Source organism: Coleofasciculus sp. F4-SAH-05 (assembly GCF_040222985.1).
GTDB classification, from domain to species: domain Bacteria; phylum Cyanobacteriota; class Cyanobacteriia; order Cyanobacteriales; family Coleofasciculaceae; genus Coleofasciculus; species Coleofasciculus chthonoplastes.
In genome coordinates this window covers 28988-50194 of the sequence record NZ_JAVKBY010000152.1, presented here as the reverse complement: position 1 = coordinate 50194, position 21207 = coordinate 28988, and the positions used below count along the sequence as shown (strand labels likewise).

At 43.7% G+C, this 21207-nt stretch carries 20 protein-coding genes; 8 read left to right on the top strand and 12 right to left on the bottom strand.

What is annotated here, in order from left to right:
* Window positions 1–140: 140 nt before the first annotated feature.
* Both RIG27_RS18325 and mnmH read right to left on the bottom strand, forming a co-directional pair.
* Window positions 141–1037, bottom strand: coding sequence for an Rpn family recombination-promoting nuclease/putative transposase (locus RIG27_RS18325; RefSeq protein ID WP_446347491.1), 897 nt, complete (start codon window positions 1035–1037; stop codon window positions 141–143).
* Between the two features lie 76 nt (window positions 1038–1113).
* Window positions 1114–2160 carry a tRNA 2-selenouridine(34) synthase MnmH gene (gene mnmH, locus RIG27_RS18320; RefSeq protein WP_446347509.1) on the bottom strand — a complete coding sequence of 349 codons (1047 nt, stop codon included), beginning with the start codon at window positions 2158–2160 and terminating at the stop codon, window positions 1114–1116.
* A gap of 153 nt (window positions 2161–2313) precedes the next feature.
* Between mnmH and RIG27_RS18315 the strand changes: the two genes are divergently transcribed.
* The 4 genes from RIG27_RS18315 to RIG27_RS18300 all read left to right on the top strand — a co-directional run bounded on the left by RIG27_RS18315 (window position 2314) and on the right by RIG27_RS18300 (window position 8255).
* A complete protein-coding gene (locus tag RIG27_RS18315; protein ID WP_446347489.1) occupies window positions 2314–3936 on the top strand; it encodes an adenylate/guanylate cyclase domain-containing protein in 1623 nt (540 codons plus the stop codon).
* A gap of 301 nt (window positions 3937–4237) precedes the next feature.
* Window positions 4238–5200 carry a tetratricopeptide repeat protein gene (locus tag RIG27_RS18310; protein ID WP_446347487.1) on the top strand — a complete coding sequence of 321 codons (963 nt, stop codon included), beginning with the start codon at window positions 4238–4240 and terminating at the stop codon, window positions 5198–5200.
* Between the two features lie 277 nt (window positions 5201–5477).
* Window positions 5478–6656: an LOG family protein gene (locus RIG27_RS18305; RefSeq protein WP_446347485.1), complete on the top strand. Its 1179-nt coding sequence runs from the start codon at window positions 5478–5480 to the stop codon at window positions 6654–6656.
* 126 nt (window positions 6657–6782) lie between these two features.
* Complete coding sequence (locus RIG27_RS18300) at window positions 6783–8255, top strand: alpha-amylase (RefSeq protein ID WP_446347483.1); 1473 nt, start codon at window positions 6783–6785, stop codon at window positions 8253–8255.
* Window positions 8256–8486: 231 nt separating this feature from the next.
* On the opposite strand, the gene RIG27_RS18295 is transcribed toward RIG27_RS18300, so the two are convergent.
* Complete coding sequence (locus tag RIG27_RS18295; RefSeq protein ID WP_446347481.1) at window positions 8487–8753, bottom strand: hypothetical protein; 267 nt, start codon at window positions 8751–8753, stop codon at window positions 8487–8489.
* 323 nt (window positions 8754–9076) lie between these two features.
* Between RIG27_RS18295 and RIG27_RS18290 the strand changes: the two genes are divergently transcribed.
* Entirely contained in the window at window positions 9077–9274 is a 198-nt protein-coding gene (locus RIG27_RS18290; protein ID WP_446347479.1) for a DUF2283 domain-containing protein, read from the top strand.
* A 115-nt stretch (window positions 9275–9389) separates the two neighbouring features.
* On the opposite strand, the gene RIG27_RS18285 is transcribed toward RIG27_RS18290, so the two are convergent.
* The 6 genes from RIG27_RS18285 to RIG27_RS18260 all read right to left on the bottom strand — a co-directional run bounded on the left by RIG27_RS18285 (window position 9390) and on the right by RIG27_RS18260 (window position 15521).
* Window positions 9390–10031, bottom strand: a complete 642-nt coding sequence (locus tag RIG27_RS18285; RefSeq protein WP_446347477.1) for a Uma2 family endonuclease — start codon at window positions 10029–10031, stop codon at window positions 9390–9392.
* A 222-nt stretch (window positions 10032–10253) separates the two neighbouring features.
* Window positions 10254–11318 (bottom strand): fatty acid desaturase, encoded by a 1065-nt coding sequence (locus RIG27_RS18280; protein ID WP_446347475.1) that lies wholly within the window; start codon window positions 11316–11318, stop codon window positions 10254–10256.
* 195 nt (window positions 11319–11513) lie between these two features.
* Window positions 11514–11762, bottom strand: a complete 249-nt coding sequence (locus RIG27_RS18275) for a hypothetical protein (protein WP_044210929.1) — start codon at window positions 11760–11762, stop codon at window positions 11514–11516.
* Window positions 11763–11953: 191 nt separating this feature from the next.
* Window positions 11954–12616 carry a class I SAM-dependent methyltransferase gene (locus RIG27_RS18270; RefSeq protein ID WP_446347473.1) on the bottom strand — a complete coding sequence of 221 codons (663 nt, stop codon included), beginning with the start codon at window positions 12614–12616 and terminating at the stop codon, window positions 11954–11956.
* Between the two features lie 57 nt (window positions 12617–12673).
* Window positions 12674–13939: an RNA-guided endonuclease InsQ/TnpB family protein gene (locus tag RIG27_RS18265; RefSeq protein WP_446347471.1), complete on the bottom strand. Its 1266-nt coding sequence runs from the start codon at window positions 13937–13939 to the stop codon at window positions 12674–12676.
* A 253-nt stretch (window positions 13940–14192) separates the two neighbouring features.
* The gene (locus RIG27_RS18260; RefSeq protein WP_446347469.1) at window positions 14193–15521 is read right to left on the bottom strand and encodes a transporter; all 1329 of its coding nucleotides are present in this window, start codon (window positions 15519–15521) and stop codon (window positions 14193–14195) included.
* A gap of 292 nt (window positions 15522–15813) precedes the next feature.
* Between RIG27_RS18260 and RIG27_RS18255 the strand changes: the two genes are divergently transcribed.
* Window positions 15814–16785 (top strand): alpha/beta fold hydrolase, encoded by a 972-nt coding sequence (locus RIG27_RS18255; protein ID WP_446347467.1) that lies wholly within the window; start codon window positions 15814–15816, stop codon window positions 16783–16785.
* On the opposite strand, the gene RIG27_RS18250 is transcribed toward RIG27_RS18255, so the two are convergent.
* A complete protein-coding gene (locus RIG27_RS18250) occupies window positions 16782–16988 on the bottom strand; it encodes a hypothetical protein (protein ID WP_446347465.1) in 207 nt (68 codons plus the stop codon). The genes RIG27_RS18255 and RIG27_RS18250 overlap by 4 nt on opposite strands.
* Window positions 16989–16998: 10 nt before the next feature.
* Complete coding sequence (locus RIG27_RS18245; RefSeq protein WP_446347463.1) at window positions 16999–18063, bottom strand: anthranilate phosphoribosyltransferase family protein; 1065 nt, start codon at window positions 18061–18063, stop codon at window positions 16999–17001.
* Window positions 18064–18299: 236 nt separating this feature from the next.
* Between RIG27_RS18245 and RIG27_RS18240 the strand changes: the two genes are divergently transcribed.
* Window positions 18300–18503 (top strand): hypothetical protein, encoded by a 204-nt coding sequence (locus RIG27_RS18240; RefSeq protein WP_446347461.1) that lies wholly within the window; start codon window positions 18300–18302, stop codon window positions 18501–18503.
* 98 nt (window positions 18504–18601) lie between these two features.
* Window positions 18602–19039, top strand: coding sequence for a hypothetical protein (locus RIG27_RS18235; protein ID WP_446347459.1), 438 nt, complete (start codon window positions 18602–18604; stop codon window positions 19037–19039).
* 164 nt (window positions 19040–19203) lie between these two features.
* On the opposite strand, the gene RIG27_RS18230 is transcribed toward RIG27_RS18235, so the two are convergent.
* On the bottom strand, window positions 19204–21105 hold the full coding sequence (locus RIG27_RS18230) for a ferredoxin--nitrite reductase (protein ID WP_446347457.1): 1902 nt from the start codon (window positions 21103–21105) through the stop codon (window positions 19204–19206).
* Window positions 21106–21207 lie beyond the last annotated feature (102 nt).

Genomic DNA, 21207 nt, shown 5'->3' with positions numbered 1-21207 from the left:
TCCTAACCTTAGTGCGTAGTTAAGCAAGATCCCCGACTTCTCCAAGAAGTCGGGGATCTGTCTATGTACCTCACTTACTTAAAAAGCGCTGTATATATCATATATCAAAGATTCGTTTCATCTGTATAACTTTAAGCTGGCTATCTCTCCATCAACCAATTTTCCAAATCTTCCAAACTGTCGAACTCTAATAAATCTTCTCCTAAACTTTCCAAATTTTCAATAGATAAATTTTCAACTTGACTGCTTGTTTCCATCGGTATTTCTCCAAAACGCTTTTTGAGTTGTCGCATAATTAATCGCGATTCTCCTTTTTGTTCACCTTTTTGTTCTGCATAAATTATCCGCCCTTTCTCGTCTTGTAACATCATCCCCCGCCGATCCACTATATCTAATTCTTCCACTGTCATATTGGCTTGGCTAGCCAGATTTAAGGCAAATTTTATTTCCGATACTTCTCCTAAACTCTCCGGGATATCCTCCAACATCGCAGCTTCTCGCAGAAAATAAATCCACTTATCTGTCAAACTCTTTAACTCTGAGAGAGTTTTCTTAAACTTAGGTAATTCGAGAAAGATTAGCTGTAATTCCTGATTGAGAATCTCAAACTTTTTCTCTTTCTCCTGAAACACAAATTTATTGATGACATCCTCTGTTTCTTGAAAGAGGATAAAATCGGTAATAGTAACTGCCATGGCTGGATTAAGCCGGGGGTAATCTTCTCCTTTGACTAGCTGATTTGCATAAGCTTTTGCCAAGTTATAAGCCACCCTTTTGTTGAAAGCAGCCATTGATGCGATTTGCATTTCTATGACCACAATAGAGCGATCAGCTAAAACGGCTTTAACATCTAAATAGGTATCTTTTAAGCTGAGTGTCTGACCGGGATTGTAGGGGTTGACGATGGTTAAATCTTTAATGACTTGATCGCCATCATAAACAATAGCATTCAGAAAGCTGATTAATATCTCTTTGCTTTGTTCTGAACCAAATATTTTCTTAAAAGCATAATCTACTTTTGGGCTTATAAACCTCATATTTGACTCCTTGGTTGATCGATATTGATTTAATATATTTTATGCTATCCCTGACATACTTCCATACCTGCCCTGATTACTCAACCTGCTCAAGCAACGCTTCTACGGTAGTATCCGATACCTCATCACTCTCTATAATACGTGAGGCGTCTTGGTACAGATGCCCAATGGAACGACGGTAGGCTGGATCATAGTGGTGACTCAGTAATTCTCCGACTAATCTATGCCATTGTTCGGTGTCGATTAAATGATACCAGTGCTGAATTTTTTGCCCACCGTAGCGAGATTTCAGAAACCCTAGCTTGCGTTTCAAAAGGTCAGGATGGCTGATGAAGTGGGGATACTCTTGCAGCAGCCGTTCGATTCTAAGCGCTTGGGGGAGTTGAATTTCAATACAGTTCGCCTGCTTCATTTGTTGCCAAAGGGAAGGGGGCAAATAACGCTGTCCAATTTTATTGCTTTCGGCTTCTACCCAAATCGCCTGACTGGGGTCAAAGCGTTGTAATGCCAACAGGAGTAAGGATTCAAACTTTTTTTGCGAGGGTTGAGGGGTTGGTTCACCTTGCCACTGTTGACCGAGTAGGGAACCACGATGATTTGCCAAACCCTCTAAATCAAGGACTTGGACGCCGCGTTGCGCTAACTGGTGTAGAATATAGGTTTTCCCGCTACCCGTGAAACCGGATAACACCTGAAATGTCAACTGGGGCGGTAACGTTTCGAGTTGCTGGCGCACATGGGTTCGGTAGGTTTTATAGCCACCTTCTAGAACAGTCACTCGCCAGCCAATTTGATTTAAGACGCCAGCCAGACTTTGAGAACGTTGACCGCCACGCCAGCAGTACATCAGAGGATGGTAGTCTTTGTCTTTAGCGGCAAAGTGAGACTCAAGATGTTGAGCAATGTTACGAGCAACCAAGGCGGCACCTAGTTTCCGGGCTTGGAAGGGGGAGACTTGCTTGTAAAGCGTTCCCACTTTCGCCCGTTGTTCATCATCGAGGATGGGTAAATTGATCGCCTCTGGCAGATGATCGTCAGCAAACTCACTGGGGCTGCGAACATCAATAATCTCAGTATAGGTTTCTAGCCAGGGTGCTTGAGTGTATGTGAGCGATCGCGCCATGCTGATTTGTCTAGAGTGGTGGATAAAGTCCCGATTGCCAACCTTTTCTAGTGTATCGGAAGCCTTAGGCGGGAGATTGACCACAAGCGACTGGGAGCAACTCCCCAGCATTCGCTATCTTAAATGAAATGATCATAAGGGTGAGGATGGGGCGTGTCTTACTTAATTTACGATCCCGATACTCCTAATCAAAAAGTTTATACCTTGGAGTCGGGGATTAATACCATCGGGCGTGAAGACGATAACACAATTGTCGTACTTCATGGGTATCTCTCTCGTCACCATGCCCAAATCCTTATTTGCTCAGACTCAGACAGTGTCACCTTGACGGATCTGCAAAGTCTCAATGGCACGTTTGTTAACGAATGTAGAATTGAGGAATGTCAAATTAAGCATGGCGACTTAATTCGCTTTGGTAGTGTATTTTTCAAATTTGTTAACACCCTTCCCACTCCTCAACACAAACCGATCAATGAGGATACCTCGAATCTTTCGATTCTCCGGCAGGTTGCGCCTGAGAAAACGCGGATTAAGATGCGAGAATTACTGCAACCTGATAAAGCAGAACGTTCAGTTCTAAAACTCCGCAACCAAGATGCTCATCAGCGCTCGGTTAATAAATTGCAAATTTTGCTAGAGGTGAGCAAACAGCTTTCCTCCCCCGAAGAATCTGACCGACTGCTGCAAAAAATTTTGGATCTATTGTTTGAGATAATGCAGGTGGATCGGGCAGCGATTTTAATGGTTGATGAACAGACCGAACAACTGGAACAGAAAGCGGTGAAACTGCAATCTGATTATCAAGATAATACTCAGTTTTACAGCAAACGGATTGCTAATTTTGTTCGCAAGCAAGGCAATGGCATTTTAACGGATGATGCCCGAATTGACACCTTGTTCAATGATTCCGTCTCGATTCTCAAACAAGGGATTCACGCCGCGATGTGTGTTCCGCTCAAACCGCGAGATACGGTTATCGGTGTTTTGTACGTGGATAATTTATCGATGACGCATCTCTATTCTGATGAAGACTTGGAGTTCTTAACCTGTCTGGCAAACCAAGCCGCGATCGCGATCGAGAATTCTCGCCTTTATACCCAGATGGAGGCGGAGGCGGTGATGCGGGATAAATTGGAACGGTTCTTTCCGCGAACGGTGAGTCGGAAGCTGCGGGAGGAAGGCAATTTAGAAATCGTTGATACGGAAGTAACTGCACTTTTTGCGGATATTAGTAACTTTACCAAAATGTCCTCCCAAATGGAACCTCGGCAGATTATTGAAATGCTCAATGAGTATTTTCAGGTGATGGTTGAGGAGATTGTTTTCCCCTATGAAGGCACATTAGAAAAATATATTGGTGATGCATTATTAGCGGTTTGGGGCGCTCCCTATCGCAAACCCAATGATGTCGATTTAGCCGTAAAAGCCGCGATTGATATGCAATGGGCAGTTCGTCGTTTAAATCAAGTATGGATTCAACGCAAAAGACGACCGATTCAAATTCACATCGGCTTAAATACGGGGAAGGTGGCGGCGGGAAATATCGGTTCGGCAAAACTGATTCAGTATGCCACGATTGGTGATACTACGAATGTAACCAGTCGGATTTGTAATTTAGCCAAACCCAATGAAATTTTAATCGCTCAAAGTACATTAGAAAAACTCAATGACCGCGAAATTCATGTCGAAAAACTACCACCGATGCGAGTGAAAGGAAAATCACAACCATTAGATCTTTATCGAGTTTTGTGGTATAAAACAACGAAATTATTGTAGTGCGAGCATCTTGCTCACTACTAATACCTACGGCTCTTCTAGACTGAGATAAATAATAGTAAAAAACGGGAATGGGGAACACCTCGACTTCGCTCGGTGTTCACTATTGCTAAAATTTGTGATCTGTTTTTATCATAAACACTCTCCAAGAGCCTTGAATATTTAACAAAATTCCTTTAAACTCTAAAATTGATTGGGACTGTATTCCAGAATCAATGGGGGTTGTACATTGAAGCGTCTTGGCAAAATCCTTAAATCAATTGGGGTTGTTCTCGGTTTTATCGTCAGCAGTTTTGGACTAATGATAATTTTAGGCTTGATTTTACCTGCTGTTTTGGAATACAAGCGAAATCTGGCGATTAATTATAATCGACAAGCCGAAATGCTTTATCAGGCAAGACAGTATGAGCAGGCAATTGAGACTTGTAATAAAGCGATTCAAACTTATCCAAATTTGGCGTTGTCATACTACAATCGTGGTAATTGCTTTTTTGCTTTAAATGACTATCAACAAGTCTTGCAAAATTATAATGATGCGCTGAAATTGAATCCTAGCTATCCACAAGCCTATAATAATCGGGCAAATACGTACTATTTACTAGGAGCTTATAATCAAGCGATCGCGGATTATACGCAAGCGATTAAATGTAATCCTAAGTATGAGCGGGCTTACTATAATCGCGGTAATGCTTACTATAATTTAAGCGACTATAGAAAAGCGTTGGCAGATTTTAGTCAGGCAATTAAACTCAATCCTAATTATGCCGAAAGTTATAATAACCTTGGGAATACTTATCTTGCATTGAATCAACATAAACAAGCGATTGAAAGCTATGACAAAGCAATCAATATTAATCCTAGCTATGCTCAAGCTTATAATAACCGAGGCAATGGATACTACTATTTAAATAATTTTGTTAAAGCCATTGGCAATTATGCTAAAGCAATTGCTATTGATGGTCAAAATCATGAAGCCTATAATAATCGAGGAAATGCATATTACGCGCTACAAAAGTATAAAGAGGCACTCAAGAATTATAACCAAGCGTTAACCCTTTGTCCGAATCATATTGAAACGTATTATAATCGTGGCTTAGTCCAGATTAAACTGAAGCAAAAACAAAGGGCGATCGCGGACTTGCAGCAAGCGGTTCAATTGGCGCAGCAGCAGGATAATCAGCTATTACTGGAGGTGATTAAAGACGCAATTGAGAAACTGCAAATGAATAAAGAGATTCCCAATGTTTTACCCAGTCAAAGCTAAGGTGTAGAGACGCGCCATTTTAGTCTGTAGGGGCGGGTTTCACCACCATCGTTACTTCCCTCACCTAGATGTAACTAAACTCGCCCATTGAGTGTTTAAAGCCAAGATTTAAGCGAGTAGGGATGTTGATGTCAGAATGAACCGCAATTAACCCAATGTAGGGGTGACCCGCTGCATCAATGAACAACCCCCATCCACTCAATGAACTCGGGTCGCCCCATTTTCAGCCCTCGGTAATAGATAATGTGTATTGCTGTTTATTCAAAAACAACATAACATGTCACATCAACCTCAGCCCTCAGCCACTCATCGCCAACCCAATCCAATTATTCCTATAGAGATTGAATCCCTAGAGGAATTTGACCAGTATCTTAAAGACAAACAAAGTCTTGCCAATGTTGTTTTTCAAAGCTTGGATTTAATGGCGTATGCTGAAACCTTAAAAAACTACAAATTAACCAATACAGTCTTTTTAGGCTGTCGCTTGACACCGGATACTTTAATCTATATTTTAAACACGGGGGGATTAGTTTTTCCGCCCTTGACCTATGTCCCCTATAATGCTTACCAAAATCATCTGTATTCTCCCGATGAATTAATGGGAGAGTATCAAGTTGGAGTGACAGGAAGCTATCAGAATACCCTGGACGGTCGAGTCTATGACCATTATGTCAAAAATGGCAAAGATCACCCCGCCAGTATTTTGGAAACTCTCGCCCAACGCCTTCATGATCATGCGATTACCGATGCTTTAGAAGAACTGATTGATGGGCGAAAAGTTGTAGCAATTATGGGCGGACATTCCCTGAAACGGAGTGATCCCAACTATATCAAAGTGGCGCGAATTTCGGGAGAATTGACCCGTCGCGGCTATTTAATGACCAGTGGTGGCGGACCCGGTGCCATGGAAGCCACCCATTTAGGGGCGTGGTTTGCCTATCGTTCCCAGGCGGAATTAGAGGATGCGGTGGAAATTCTCGCGGCTGCACCGATTTATAAGCCGATGGAACAATGGTTAGATACCGCCTTTGCGGTGAAACAAAAATACCCACTTCAGGATAAAAATGGGCAATATCCAGAGAGTTTAGGCATTCCCACCTGGTTATATGGTCACGAACCGCCCACCATTTTCGCCACCCACATCGCCAAACTCTTTGCCAATAGTGTCCGGGAAGAAGGATTACTCGCGATCGCGAAATATGGGGTAATCTATTCTCCAGGGAGTGCCGGAACCATCCAGGAAATCTTCCAAGACGCTTGTCAGAACCATTACAACTCCTTTGGTGTGGTGAGTCCGATGATTTTCTTAGGCGAAGATTACTGGAAATCTAAAAAACCCGTGTTTCCGTTATTAGCACAATTAGCGGCGGGGAGAGAATACAGTTCACTGTTGGCGATTACCGATTCCGTTGATGAGGTGATTCAACAGATTGAAAAATTTGCCGCCACGTTGTAGATTATTTCAGTTGTGTAGGGGCGACCCGCTACACTAATTAACAACTCTATTCCATTCAATTAAATCGGGTCGCCCTGTCTCCAAATCTCGGTAACATCATACATTCCTAAAAAAGAGAGGCTCAATATGTCAATCAACGGCACAATAATGCAATATTTCCACTGGTACATTGATCCCAATCTAATCCTGTGGAATGACGTTAAAACCAAAGCGCAAGAATTAGCCGATGCTGGATTCACCGCGTTGTGGCTACCTCCCGCCTACAAAGGAATGGGAGGCACCTATGATGTCGGCTACGCCGTGTATGATATGTATGATCTGGGGGAATTTGATCAACATGGCACCGTTCGCACCAAATACGGCACTCGCGAACAATATTTAGCGGCGATAAACGCCTTACACGCATCAGGAATACAAGCCTACGCTGATACGGTTCTGAATCATCGCATGGGAGGTGATGCGACAGAGATTGCCCGCGCTACTCCCTTTAATGAATATGATCGCCTGAATCCCAAAGGTTGGACAAGAGATATCAAAGCCTATACCCATTTTAACTTTCCGGGTCGTCAGGGTAAATATTCTAACTTTGAATGGCATTGGTGGCATTTTGATGCGGTTGATTACGATGATTACACCAAAGAGCAAAATACGCTTTATCTCTTTGAGGGGAAAGCCTTTGATGATTATGTGGCGTTAGAAAAAGGGAACTTTGCCTATTTAATGGGATGTGATCTGGATTTCCAGAGTCAAGACTTGCGCGATGAAGTGACTCGTTGGGGCAAATGGTATCTGGATACCACAGGCGCGGATGGTTTCCGTCTGGATGCGATTAAACATATTTCATCCTGGTTTTTCCCGCAATGGTTAGATGAAATGCGGTATCATGCAGGCAAAGATTTGTTTGTGGTGGGTGAATATTGGTACAACAATATTGACACGTTGCACTGGTATATCAATGCCGTTAATGGCAAAATGTCGGTATTTGATGTGCCACTTCACTACAATTTCTATTACGCCAGTCGTTCCGGTGGACATTACAACATGGGGACTATCCTCAATGGCACTTTGATGCAGCAACGTCCCACCCATGCGGTTACATTTGTAGAAAACCATGATTCGCAACCCTTACAGTCATTAGAAGCGCCAGTAGAACCCTGGTTTAAGCCCTTAGCTTACGCGATCATTTTATTGCGCCGCGAGGGTTATCCTTGTGTCTTTTATGCCGATTATTACGGTGCAGAATACGAGGATTATGGCAAAGATGGTAATCGATACAATATTTTCCTTCCCTCTCACCGTTGGATAATTGACAAACTTCTCTATGCTCGAAAAGAGTATGCTTACGGGGATCAATATGATTACTTTGATCACTACAATACAATTGGTTGGACGCGCTTAGGGGATCATGCTCATCCAAAAGCCATGGCGGTGATTATGAGTGACAGTGTGCCGGGTTACAAGTGGATGGAAGTGGGTAAACCGAATGCCAAGTTCTATGATTTAACGGAACATATCAAGGAACCCATTTACACCAATGAATGGGGATGGGCAGAGTTTCGGTGTAATGGCGGTTCGGTTTCCGTGTGGGTTCAAGACTAGTCGTACCTTAACGTCACGCTTTTTCGATGTAACTTGTAACTTGTCCCCAACCCATGTTTTGAGCAGTGGCTTAAAGGCGACGCGATCGCACTACCTCTGTTATAATTCAGTCCGCGTACGCGGACTTTGTTTGTGTAGCAGCGATTTTAATCGCCATGGCAAAAAGCTCGCTGTTCCCCTATCTCAACCGTAAACTTTAATTTTGTCTGGCTATTATAGGTGATATCTCGGCTATAAACCAACCAAATCAGCATCAACGCCCCTATTGTCAAATCCTGTCAGATAGCATACATCAGCCGTTCCAGAATGGCTGGAGTTGGAGAACTCTTGAGGTGTGGCTTTGTTCTCAGCTTGAGTTTTCTGGTGACTGGGTAAACCACTTTGTAGTTCGAGAGCGATCGCAATCCACTCGGATAGAGAAACACCAACACTGTCAGCTTGTCGCTTCAAGACTGCATACACTTCATCACTCAGTTCTAGTTTGACAACTTGGCTCACGGCTATGTTCCTCAACGATTCCTCTGTAACCCTAGAGTAACATTTCCTAAAACTTCATGACTTTGATTGATACCCAGCTTTCGCCATCTGAAATTTTTCCTAGGCGGCTTTTAAATTTAGTGATGGTTGCAGGGTGGCAATTTGGGGAACTTACGCTGTTGGGTTTCGGCGCGTCAACCCAACCTACATCAGCGCGATCGCACATTCACTTCCACATAATAGAACTACCAAGTACAATTTTCTTTACTTCTTGAATATTGTCTACCGAGAATACGAATCATTCATTGTAGTTATCACACTATATCCAGGTAGGAGAAGTCGTTATGAAAAAAGCTAAATACAGTAAAGATGTCGATGCCCTTCTGATTGAACTATCCGATGATGATATTGCTTATGCAGAAGATGAAGGACGAGTAATTCTTCACTACTCAAATAATGAAAAGTTAGTGTTAATTGAAATTTTAGATTTCAAGCAGTTTATGTCTCAACAGATTATTGCTGAACTTATTTCAAAGTCTTGATTTACGCATAAATATAAAATCTAAACGGTTTACTGGATAAAAATAATTAGTCAGTTTTAACCGACTTGAGCTATAAGCCAATAACTTGAGTTCTTGGCGGGTAACATGGGCTTACTCAAGCTTGAAATTGCGACAACAACCAAGCGCTCACTTTACCATGATTAATTTGCCGACTACGCCGAAAGGCTTCTTCCAATAGAGAAATCTCTAAACCAGGAAACACCTGAGACTGGTAAATTCGCCGACTCCCGCCATTTTGAATCTCAAAGGCGATAACTTGAACATTTTTGACATCAATAATCCAATATTCCCGAACTCCCAAGGATTCGTAGAGGAGACGTTTTTCTCCTTTGTCATCGGCTAAAGAAGAATAGGCAACTTCAATGACTAAATCAGGGGGTGGATAGATATCAAGATTGATGATTTTCGCTTCCCAAGGTACGATTTCCGCGTTGTCACCGACATAAAACGAGACATCCGGTTGGGCTTCCTCACAGCCTGTCTTACGATACGTGCAGTTATCATGACCATCAAAGTCAATGTCTCGAATACTGGCAAAGAGGGCAATCGCAGCAATAACAATGAAATGGTCGCGGGAATGGGGGTTACCAAGTGGAGACATCTCTAGCCTCATGTATCCGTTATAATAATAGCCTTTCGCTTTTTCGTAGGCTGGATCACTGATTGCCTGAAGGTATTCGTCCCAAGTCGCATTGACCCAGGTATCGGTTGGTAGTTTGGCTTGCAGTTGACTCATGACGACCTTGCTGATGGCTCGCGATCGCTGATATTGTAACTTAATCCGAATGGCACGCTCAGATAAGGATGGTGGGCAATGCCCACCCTACTAGGCTACGATTAAGGGTTTCGGCGATCCGAAAATGCTTGTTGAGCGTGCCATTGAACTTAATACCAGATCCCCGACTTCTTGAAGAAATCGGGGATCTCATCTAATTCACGTTAGTGTGACAATCCTGTATTATTTGCCTCCAGCCATGGCTTTTCGATAGTCTTTAAACGACTGATAGAACTCTTGTTGATTATAGAGGTGACATTTGTCGGTAATCTGTTTCATCAACAACCAAGAAAAACGACATTCGCGCAATTCATCCCCCCAATTTTCCTTGAGAATCCGATGCGCTAACCGCAAATTATAGGACGGAATCGCACTGGAAATGTGGTGGGGAATGTGAACATTAATATCGTGGCAGAGAAATTCGACCCAACGGGGATATTCACAGTGAACCGAACCAAATAATTGAGCCTCAGCCTCATTCCATTCCGGTTCTGGGGTAAAGGGAATATCCGGTGATGTGTGGTGAACAATGGTAAACGTACTCATCCAGAAATGGTACACCAACCAGGGAAGTAACCAGAATTTGATCACTCCCCATACACCTACCGTGGCAAAGAGTAAGGGAAAGGCAACGGCGGCAAAACCGATAACCAACAATGCGGAAAACTTAATCTGAGAACGTTGTTTTCCTTGAAAATTTCCCCATTTAAAATGCAGTAAAGACCAATGGAATATCGAACCAATCCACCAAAAGCGACCGCGTATTAGTTGGTAAAACCACTGGACTAAAAGCGAGTTGCTTGCATGATACTCAGGTGTAAACGGTTCCCATGCATTATCTTCGCCAAGCTTATTCGTGTGGGCATGATGGTGGTTATGGAGAATACGCCAGCTATGAAAGGGATAAAGTAAAGGTAAAAATGCCAGGTGTCCCACCAAATCATTGACCCAACGGCGATTGGCAAAGGAACGATGACCACAATCATGACCGATGACAAAAAAGCCAGTCAATGCTGTACCCGTGAAAATCCATAATAGCGGTAAACAAAACCAGGGTGCGATCGCTAAACCCCCATAGCCTAGACCCACCATTAAAATATTCACCAGAACCACTGTCCAGGCTTTGCGACGGTTTTTCTCAAACACTTCACGCGGTAACGTTCGCAAAATGTCTCTTAACCGTAAGGTAGTCGTCACCCTTGTCATCGAGTAAGCGGAATTTTGTTCTTTGATTGTCGATATAGTCATGAAAGAATTTAATACATGAGATGTTGGTGAATTGCGAATAATCAGGCAAAAAAAATCATGCCCAGCCGTCTATTACTGGCAGATAGAAGGGTATCTCCTTGTGCTTATCCGTCAGAGTTGACAAAACTTAGCACCCCGAAACTGAGTTCTGGGGTGCAAAAACAGCATGAATCAAATCAAACACTACTGTTCCCCTTAATTATTGGCGTCGGATTGCGCCGCAGCCAACCGTTGTTTTTGGAGGATTTGGAGCTGCTGCAATAGTGAATCTACTTCTGCTTGCAAATGTAGATACTTGACTTGCTGATCAGCCTGGTAAATCGACTTCATTAATTTTATCAGGCGTTGGTCACTCGTGTTGCTTACCATCCCGCGATCGCTCTCGGTTGCAGCTTCCCGATTCGGGTTGGGTGGACAGACTACACTAGATGAACGATTTAGCATTCGTTAAATAGTTATTTTTACTTACTCACACCACAGGCTATTGTATCTTGAACATCAAGTTTTGTTGCATCATATAGGTCAATTTTATGACTGGCTGAGGTATTCATTATGAAAGCCAACAATCTTGATAAGCTGGAACCCCCATCTGTCAAGTATTTTCCTCTGGGTAGGCAAATTATGATAACTCCTGGTTAAACTCCCTGTTGGTTATCTTGACGTTGGGCGATGACGGCGTAGAAAGGATCACCCCCGCCAACGCCTAGCATCTGGAACAAACTGGGAACCGGAGAAGAACGGGAAATCACTTCTGGGGTACTAAATCCGGGTACAGATTGAAAATAACCCTTGACAAGTTGCACACGACTGGCTTCAGTTCCGTCTCGCCATGCCGCGATCGCTTTTTGGAAGAACATACGATTGGAAAAGCTGATAATGGCGATACCACCAGGTTTGAGGATGCGGTGAATCTCCTGAAACACGGCATCAGGGTATTGGAGGTACTGAATCGAGACACAGTTGAGAACCGCATCAAACGCTTGATCTGGCAAAGGTAACTGAGGATTTTTATTCAGATCCTGGACAAAATAATGATTTAAGCGGGGATTGCGTGCTAGTTCCTGTTCATTCATCCCATGTGCCTCAACATGGGCGAATTCCATGTCATCGGGCAAGTGGGATACGTGACTACTCATCATATCCAGGATGCGAGTATGGGGTTTCAGGCGTTCTCTATAGAGTTGAGTGAGTTGATCCAGAAACCCAGCATCAACATGGGTGACAAAGCGAGGGAAGGAGTAAAACAGGGTATCGTCGGTATCGTCTAGTTTCGTCCGTTGGTTGGATTGCAGCAGCATAGTCTTGATTCGGAAAATAGGATGCTATCTCTTAGTGTGACATCCTCCTACATCAAATCAAAGATTATGATGTAGGCTTCCAACATCGCTGTTAGACATTGCTGCCCTGCGCCACTTATCTAGGCAAAATGCCCCCGACAGCCCGACTTGACAGCCAATTTCTTTCCCCCAGAGTCCCTGGGTACTTAGTTGCTCATAACCTCGATTACAAATCTCCTGTGCAGAGGCTATATCCCTATCGACTTCATATTTGCATTCTGGGCAACTATGCCACCTATCAGATAGTTCTTTTCTAACCTCAATGCGACAATTTGGACAAGTTTGGGATGTGCCTCTGTGGTCAACTTCAGCGACATAAACACCGCGTTGTTTAGCCACATAATAGAGGATATCCCTGAACTGACCAAACGCTGCATCAATCGTATGTTTGCCCAGGAATCCTTTAGCCATGGTGCGGAAATCAATGTCTTCTAGGAAGATAGTTCCCGCCATATCACATAGCTTATGGGCTAGCTTGTACTGATAGTCTTTTCGCTTGAATGCAATATGGTTGTGTAATTTCTCTACTTTGCTTCTGGCTTTTTCGTAGTTCCTAGAACGTTTCTCTTTTCTGGATAGTCTGCGTTGCAGCACTTTAAGCCTACGGTGCATATTCTTGAAGAATTTGCGCCCCGGTTCTACGAAGCCATCACTGGTAGCCAAATAACTATTCAATCCAACATCTACCCCAATAAAGTGACCATGAGGCACAGCATCAGGGATAGAAATATCAGAACAAATGCTGATAACGGTAAACCAACCCACCGCTTTTTTAATTACCCTAACCTGCTTAACTACAAACCCATCAGGGATTGGGCGGTGTAAATTGATCTGAACTTTTCCCAATTTGGGTAGCTTGATCTGCCATCCGGTTATTGGATTGACTACAAATTGAGGGAAAAGCATCGACTTCATTTGCCCATACTTTTTGAATCTTGGAAACCCATAACCCCGATCCCTGAAGAAGTCCCAAGCATCATGCAGCCGTCTGATGGTTGTTTGCAATACCTGAGAGGGTACTGACTTCAACCTAGGGTAATTTTTTTTAGCTTTGGGTAAATTATTCTGTTGTTGCTGATATCCAGGAAAAGGGTAATCAGCACTCATTATGTATTCTGACTCCTTACTGCACCTATCCACAGGACACTTTCTTGAAGCAATCCAGTCCTTTAGCTCTCTAAGGGCATAGTTGTAGACACCTCTACAAGTTTCAAGCCACTCATTGAGCAACTCGACTTGTTTAGCATCAGGGTAGATTCGATAGGTGTAGTTTAGATTCAGCATACACTGATCATAATGCCTTTTACTGTAAGTGTCAAATTGCGGTAAGAGTCAATTTCGGAGGCATTGAGCCTCACTCAATTGACTTGGGGAGTGAAGGCATCTCAGCGCCAACATTGAGCGAAGTCGAAATGTATGGCGCGAGATTTATAGCTCCCCAAACCCCTCTTTAGTTAAGAAAAATTACGGAATGTTAAGGATACGCATCCCATGACTGTTTACGGTTGTGAGCTGATCGCCTTTGAGGGAGTTAGCCCTAAAAAACGGCTTGCAAACCAGCCGTCAACCGCCAATCCGTTTCAAGCTGCGGGCCATCCAGAGAACGATAAAGAGGTAATTCAAACTCAATCGCCAACCGACTTCCCTGGAGATTACCACTAGGAGCATAGAGATTAACACCAAAGCCTAAATTTAACTGGGTGCCACCGCGTCTATCTGGATCAGCCGTAGGAATCATCATCGGATTCAGACGAGAGTCAGATCCATCAATATTTCCCCACGTCTGACCATTGAGACGAATTGAGGTACTCAGCCAATCTGTCCAGTTATAAGCCGTCCAACCCGTGAGCATCAGTTGATTACCGAGTTGATAATCATTACTATTTTCACCCAAGCGCAGCGTCGCGATCGCTTGGCTGCCCCAAGACCAATTGTTACTCTGACCTAAGTAAGTAATACCGGGTAGTAAGTCAAAAGTGCCAGAACCGATCTGCATGGGATAGGGTAAAATCTGGTCATCACCTGCTGGGGTATTGTCTCGCTCCTCAATTGAGCCTGTGGGGAAACTCATGCCGATATTCAAGTGCAAGCGCTGTTGGCTTTGATCGAGGACTTTGTAAAGTGCTGTGAGTTTGATATCACCGAAGCCTTCTGAATTTGTAGTAAAGCGCACGCCGCGACGAGTGACATGATCCATTTCTTTGAAAACATAAGGTACCATCGCCATCAACGTCAGGTCATTGGTTGGTGCATACATCACCCCCAGTGCGTGCATTTGCATGGTCATGCGTACCGGAGTCACGGGAAACTGTTGCAAAACCTCGGCATCGCTGAGGTTATCTGTACCCTCCCGATTACCGTCCATGTCCATAAACCGATAGCGGTAGGAGAACATCCATTCTCCAGCACTATGGGTATGATCACCCATTACGCCAATAGGAGCATGTCCATCGGGTCGTCCTGAAGTCCATCGAAAGGGTTCTATTTGATTATTGCTATCGGCAAATTGGACGTTTTGATCGTCTAAATTAAAGATTGGCAGCGGAGTTAGAACTTCAGGAGTGGATTGTCCGGTTGATATCTGATCGAAGGAAATGGGATGGCTCAGATCCGCTGAAGTTTTTTCCGGCAAGTCTAGAACACCAAGCGGGTTAACCTGAGCATCTCGCTCATGTTGAGGAGTCAATGAACGTTTGTCCCATCGATCATAATGTGCCTGTTGTCCATCTATAATCGGATCAATTTCCCTAGAGAAATCTACATTCGCTGGTTTGGTTTCCGATTGAATTTCCCACGTTTGTGAGATTGTATCGGGAATTGGTAAGAATAGTTTTTGGTTTATCCTTGGCAAGGTTTGTGCATTCACGCTTATCGGACACATCCAGATAATTCCCATTATGACCCAACTGAATCGACGGTGATCTTTTTTCACTGAATCAACCCCTCGTTAACACAACGTATGTAAACAATGCCTATTATTTTGGTTGGGGCTACGGTTTAAGTCAAAAGACAGGTTGTCAAACTTGATGGTGAAGGGTTTGAGGGCAATTTACTTGCACTTAATACAGTACCGTTTTATGCCAGTCCGACTACTTATGAACCATGAACCATATACCATGTACCATGAACCCTAAAATCCCCAATGACACGAATCGCCTATGCCTGTCTACGGTTGTGACCCGATCGCCTTTGAGGGAGTTACGGGTCAGCGTTATTGGTTTCACGAACCGTTTCACTTTACCGGAATCACCGATATCGACGAACGGCTGAGTAGTTTCCCCGTGGCTGTCTTTTTGCCACAGGATCGACCCGCCGATCAGACACCGTTGGTGATTGGTATTCAAGGGATGTGTGCGCCTTATGGCTGGAATGCCTTTATTGTGCCAACGCTGACCCAAATGGGGATTGCTGTGGCATTATTTGACACACCCCTAGCAGGTGAACACAGTTTCATGCGGACGTTTTCCGGGGTGGCGCAGGTTGAAATTAAACCGCTTCTGGATCGCGGTATTTCCTTTGATACTCAACTGATGCTGCGGATGTTTAGCGTTACAGCGCGAGATATTGGCTTAGTGCGGAATTTTTGTCGCGATCGCTATCATCTCACTGATCCTCGGTTGGCGCTATTTGGCGTCAGTATGGGTGTTTTGTTTAGCGCATTCGCCTTTACCACAGACGGAATGGGAGAACGATTACTGGGTGCGATCGGTCATGCTAACCTGCAAACCTTTGCCAAAAGCTGGGGGGGCTGGCTTTTGCCAGAATTGGCGGCATCGCCGCTAGGTGGGTTAGCAGAAGCATTGCTGGGTAAAGTTCAACCGGATCTCCAGAGTTTCGTTCCCCTCTTACGAGTTGCTAATTCTCTCAAACATCCCGATGAGTTTGGTCAAGCTTGTAACCCGATGACGTATGCGGATCGAGTAGACTCTCATCGTCGGATTCGCTTTTTGGTGGGGAAGCGCGATCGCATGGTTAATGTCGCAGATGCCAAGGCTTGTGCCAAGCGATTTCCGAATAGTGATTGTTATGTCGTTCCGGGTATGGGTCACGGGACAAACGATTTCGGTTCTACGTTCGCCGATCATGTTCGCTATTTTCTGGTGACTCAGTTGGCAGATTGGCGAGATTAATGGCTAATATTATGTTCTGTGGAATACCCTTTTATCTTAAGTCCTGTTGAAAAGGAAATCGCGGCTAAACCAACAAAGTTCGCTTGACGAAATGAATAAAAACTAGGGGTTTTGAAACCCGCGCAGGCGGGTTTCGTTTGTGTAGCTGCGGTTTCAACCGCCCAGTTATTTAAAAAGGACGAATGACGAATGACGAATGACAATCTCCACCGTTCACTTTAATTGTGTCCACCTACTTACAGTAGACTCAATCTCAGCCAACTGCCGCTGAAGTGCGCCTGTGATTAACAAAGACTCCGCCTTGCTTAATCCATCTTCTAACGTCGGGCAAACCCCACAACGCCAGAGATAAAACCCACCATTCCAAATCACGGATTTTTGGAATTCTGAAGCTTTTCCGGCTAAAACATCCTTAATTTCTGCCCATAATTGTTCCTTTGACTCTAGAGGAACCTCCTTCCCTTCAAAGCCATAGTCCCTAGGGTGAAGTTTCAGGCGTTGGTAGGGTTCGCTGTCTCCAGGTTTATGGGTCGAAATAATCGCTGTCCGTTCACGGGGTAAATCGCAACTTCCCTCTAACCCCTTAACTAATGTGTAATTATTGACACCTCGTAATCCTAATGTTCCTTGCATAAATTCTTCCGTTGGGGGATGGACAAACCCAGCCACTAAATGCACGTTTCCAGCATAAGGAAGCCAAATTAATTCAATCGTGGCAAAGGGGGGACGCTTACCAATCTGATCCCGATAATTCACCAAACTTTGAGTTGCCGGAAAATGGTTAGGGGTGTAGATAAAGCCAAAGCGAGTTGTTTCTAAAGCCTGATGAACTTGGGCAAGATTAAAGCGGGTAAAATCGATGCCCAATCCTTGCCATATTTCCACCAGGGGAATGCCATATTTTGTTGCCATACAGTCGCCGCCATGTTGAATGACCGGAACCCCTGAAGCCGCCAGCATCAGCGCCGTTAATAGAGTAACTGGGGCGGTTCGCGATCGCCCGTCGTAAGGTGTCCCCATTACGGTTACCATCGGATCACCAGATAACCGGGGTACTGTGCAACCTAATTGATCATACGCATCCAACATTCCTGCTAGTTCCTCACTCGTGGGGCGCTTAATGCGATGGGCGATTAAAAATGCTCCAATTTGAGCCGGAGTCGCTTCTTCATTCAAGATCATTTCTGTGGCAATGGCTGCTTCTTCACGAGTTAAATCTTTGTGAGTATGGCTACCGCTACCCACTTTTTTTAGCAGTTCTCTGAAAATAATACTCATAATGGGGGATGAAAAATAGGACGATTGGACTATGACGACAATGATTGAGGACAATAACAGATTGACAGAGAACCGTTCGTGAATCCTGAACAAAGATGCAACGACTTCGCCATTGAGTGAACACTGTGAGGATTAGTTAACAAATCTAAAATTAAATTTTGTGTATTATTTGATACAGATTTTAATTTTAGTATATTCTGATACAAGAAGAGAATCGAGAATCAGACGGCACAGATATGCAAAATCCACAACCGCAACCCCCTCCAGCCAACCTCTCGGCTAGTTCAATTTTTCGCTATCTGCAACCGGGAATGTGGCTGAGATTAGAGGAACTCCCCAATCCATTTGCCCACTATGAGGCGTTGATACTTTCCCAAGTCTCGGATCATGAATGGCTGACTTGGATTCCGGAACATGGAGAATATCTGCTAGTGCTGTAGCCACTTCCAGCGAAAGGATAGCCTCCTCTAGCTAAGTTGTTCAGCCAATATCACCTCCATACAATGCTCAAACGTATAGAAAATTTGGAGTTTTGGTAATGATCAAGACTAAGCTTTCCCCCTGCGAGAGTTTACTCTATCACTGGATTCGGTTTCATACTAGAACCAATCATAAAGTAAATTTTAATTGGCAGAACTTCCAGGCTTGGACAGCAGAATTCCTTGAACATTCAGTTAGCTTGAGCGAAGTTTACGCCGCGCTTACAGAATTACATAAGCTGAAATTAATTACTGTACAAGGCACCGAAGTTGCCCTAAATACGCCCCCAAGTCGTACACCATTAGAACTTTCACCATTACCCCACAAATTATTAACCACCCGCCGGAAACCCAAGTTTTTTTCCTGGGGTTCCCTGATGACGTTAATCTTTTTAGTCTTCTGGTTAGGCTCAGGCGTTATGTATTTTAAGTTGTATTCAGGAGACTCAAATCATTATACCAATCCTTATCAATTTTTGGGCGAAAAAATAAAATAATTTGATTTCCCAATTTAGTCAATAGGGGACGGAAAGGATGAAGGTTGAAAGAGTTTGCCCGAATGTAGGGGCTCTTTTCACTATTATCTTTTTTGGCTTCACCCGAATTGCACTAAACCCGCCCCAACCCAATGACAAATGACAAATGACAAATGACGAATACCTTAAGCATCAATCACCACTTGTCCTTCCGGCACAGCACAACAGGTCAAAACCATACCCTCCTCTAAATCAGCCAAGGCACTATACTCTTCGTCATACTTCACTTGACCTTTTAATAACTTTTTAACACAAGTTCCGCAAGTACCAGCACGACAACTATTGTCAATTTCAATGCCTTGGCTTTCAGCCGTATCCAGGATAAAGTCCTGCGAATTAGCGTCAACCTGTTTCCAAGATGCCGCAAAAAATAGCTTGGTTTGAGCTTTATCGCCGTTGGTTTCTGTCTCAGATGAAGGTTGAGTATCCTCCGGAACAGTCTCCTGAGTTTCTAGTTCCGGTTCTATAACAACTCCATCCTTAACTTTAGCATCAAAGTTTTCAATTAATAGATTCCGCAGAATCGGTTTTAGGTCATCGCAGGCAATTCCTTTTTCCAATACGTCTCCGAGTTTAGCATCTTTGCCCACTTTTCCCCCCGTATAAAGATTCACCCCTTCGACAGGATTGCCATCTTTACGAACTTTCGTACCCATTAAGCCAATATCGGCAACTTGAGGTTGTCCACAGGAGTTGGGACATCCTGTCCAGTGTATCCGCACTCGTTTGGGAATGTCTAATTCTTGATCCAGTTCTTGCGCTAATTTTAATGCCCGTTGTTTGGTTTCTATTATGGCAAAATTGCAATAGCGATTCCCGGTACAAGACACCAATGAACGGGTAAGCGTAGAGGGATGAATCGGAAACTTATGGAGTAAATTTTCACTCAGAAACGCTTCTATTTTTTCATTGGCAATGTAGGGAATAATTAAATTTTGTTCAACGGTTAAGCGAATTTCACCATTGCCATAAACATCAGCTAATCGGGCTAAATCAAACATGGTGTCGGCTGACAAGCGCCCCACGGGAACCAGTAAGCCAACATAACTGTATCCTGGTTGCTTTTGGGAATAAACCCCAATGTAATCTTTTTTCTCTTGGGTAATCTCATCCTCAGGCGCAGCCGGGAGGAGTTCTTGCCCGAATGTTTTTTCAACTTCTGCCCGGAATTTCTCAACTCCCCATTTATCAATTAACCACATCATCCTGGCTTTTTGGCGGCTTTTTCGTAATCCCTCTTTTAATCCGTTCTGAGTATAAACGGTGAGAATCGCACCACTCAAGTTAATTACATCGGCTTCATTTGCCGGAACCCAAGCATTTAAGGGAATCGCTTCCACACAACGCTGGGCTGATAAATAACCGCCGACTAAAACATTGAAGCCTAATTTTCCATCCCGATAGGCAGGGATAAAGGCAATGTCATTAATTTCCGCATGAATGGAGTTATCTCTTCCTCCTTCAATGGCAATATTGAATTTACGCGGAAGATTAGTAAATGCATAATTGCCTTCCCCGTTATTGGTAATCATGTCCTGCAATTTTTGCAGCATATCACGGGTGTCAACTAACTCGTCAGCATCAATTCCAGCCACGGGTGATCCGGTTAAATTCCGCACATTATCCATTCCCGACTGTATACTGGTCAGATTAACGGATTGCAGTTGATGGAAAATTTCCGGAATATCTTCTAAACGAACCCCTCGCAGTTGAATATTTTGGCGAGTGGTAATATCGGCGCTACCATCATCACCATAACGCTGCACAATACTGGCGAGAACCCGCATTTTCTCACTGTCAAGAGAACCATTCGGTATGCGTAAACGTAACATGAATTTGCCGGGAGTCACTGGACGGAAAAAGACACCTAACCACTTGAGGCGGAGTTCTAAGTCAGTTTTATCAACATTTTCCCAGCCAAGTTGGATTAAGCTTTCCAGTTCATGTTTAACGTCTAGCCCATCTTTCTCGGCTTTGGCTTTTTCCACTTTATTTATTTTTTGGGATACGTCTTTTGTTGTAGTCATAGCGCTATTTTGATGGATTTTTCCGGTTTTCAGTTCTACTAAAATTTACCCTCTTAATTTCAGTAAGGTAAGCAAGGTTAAAGGGGTAAATTGTATATTTGG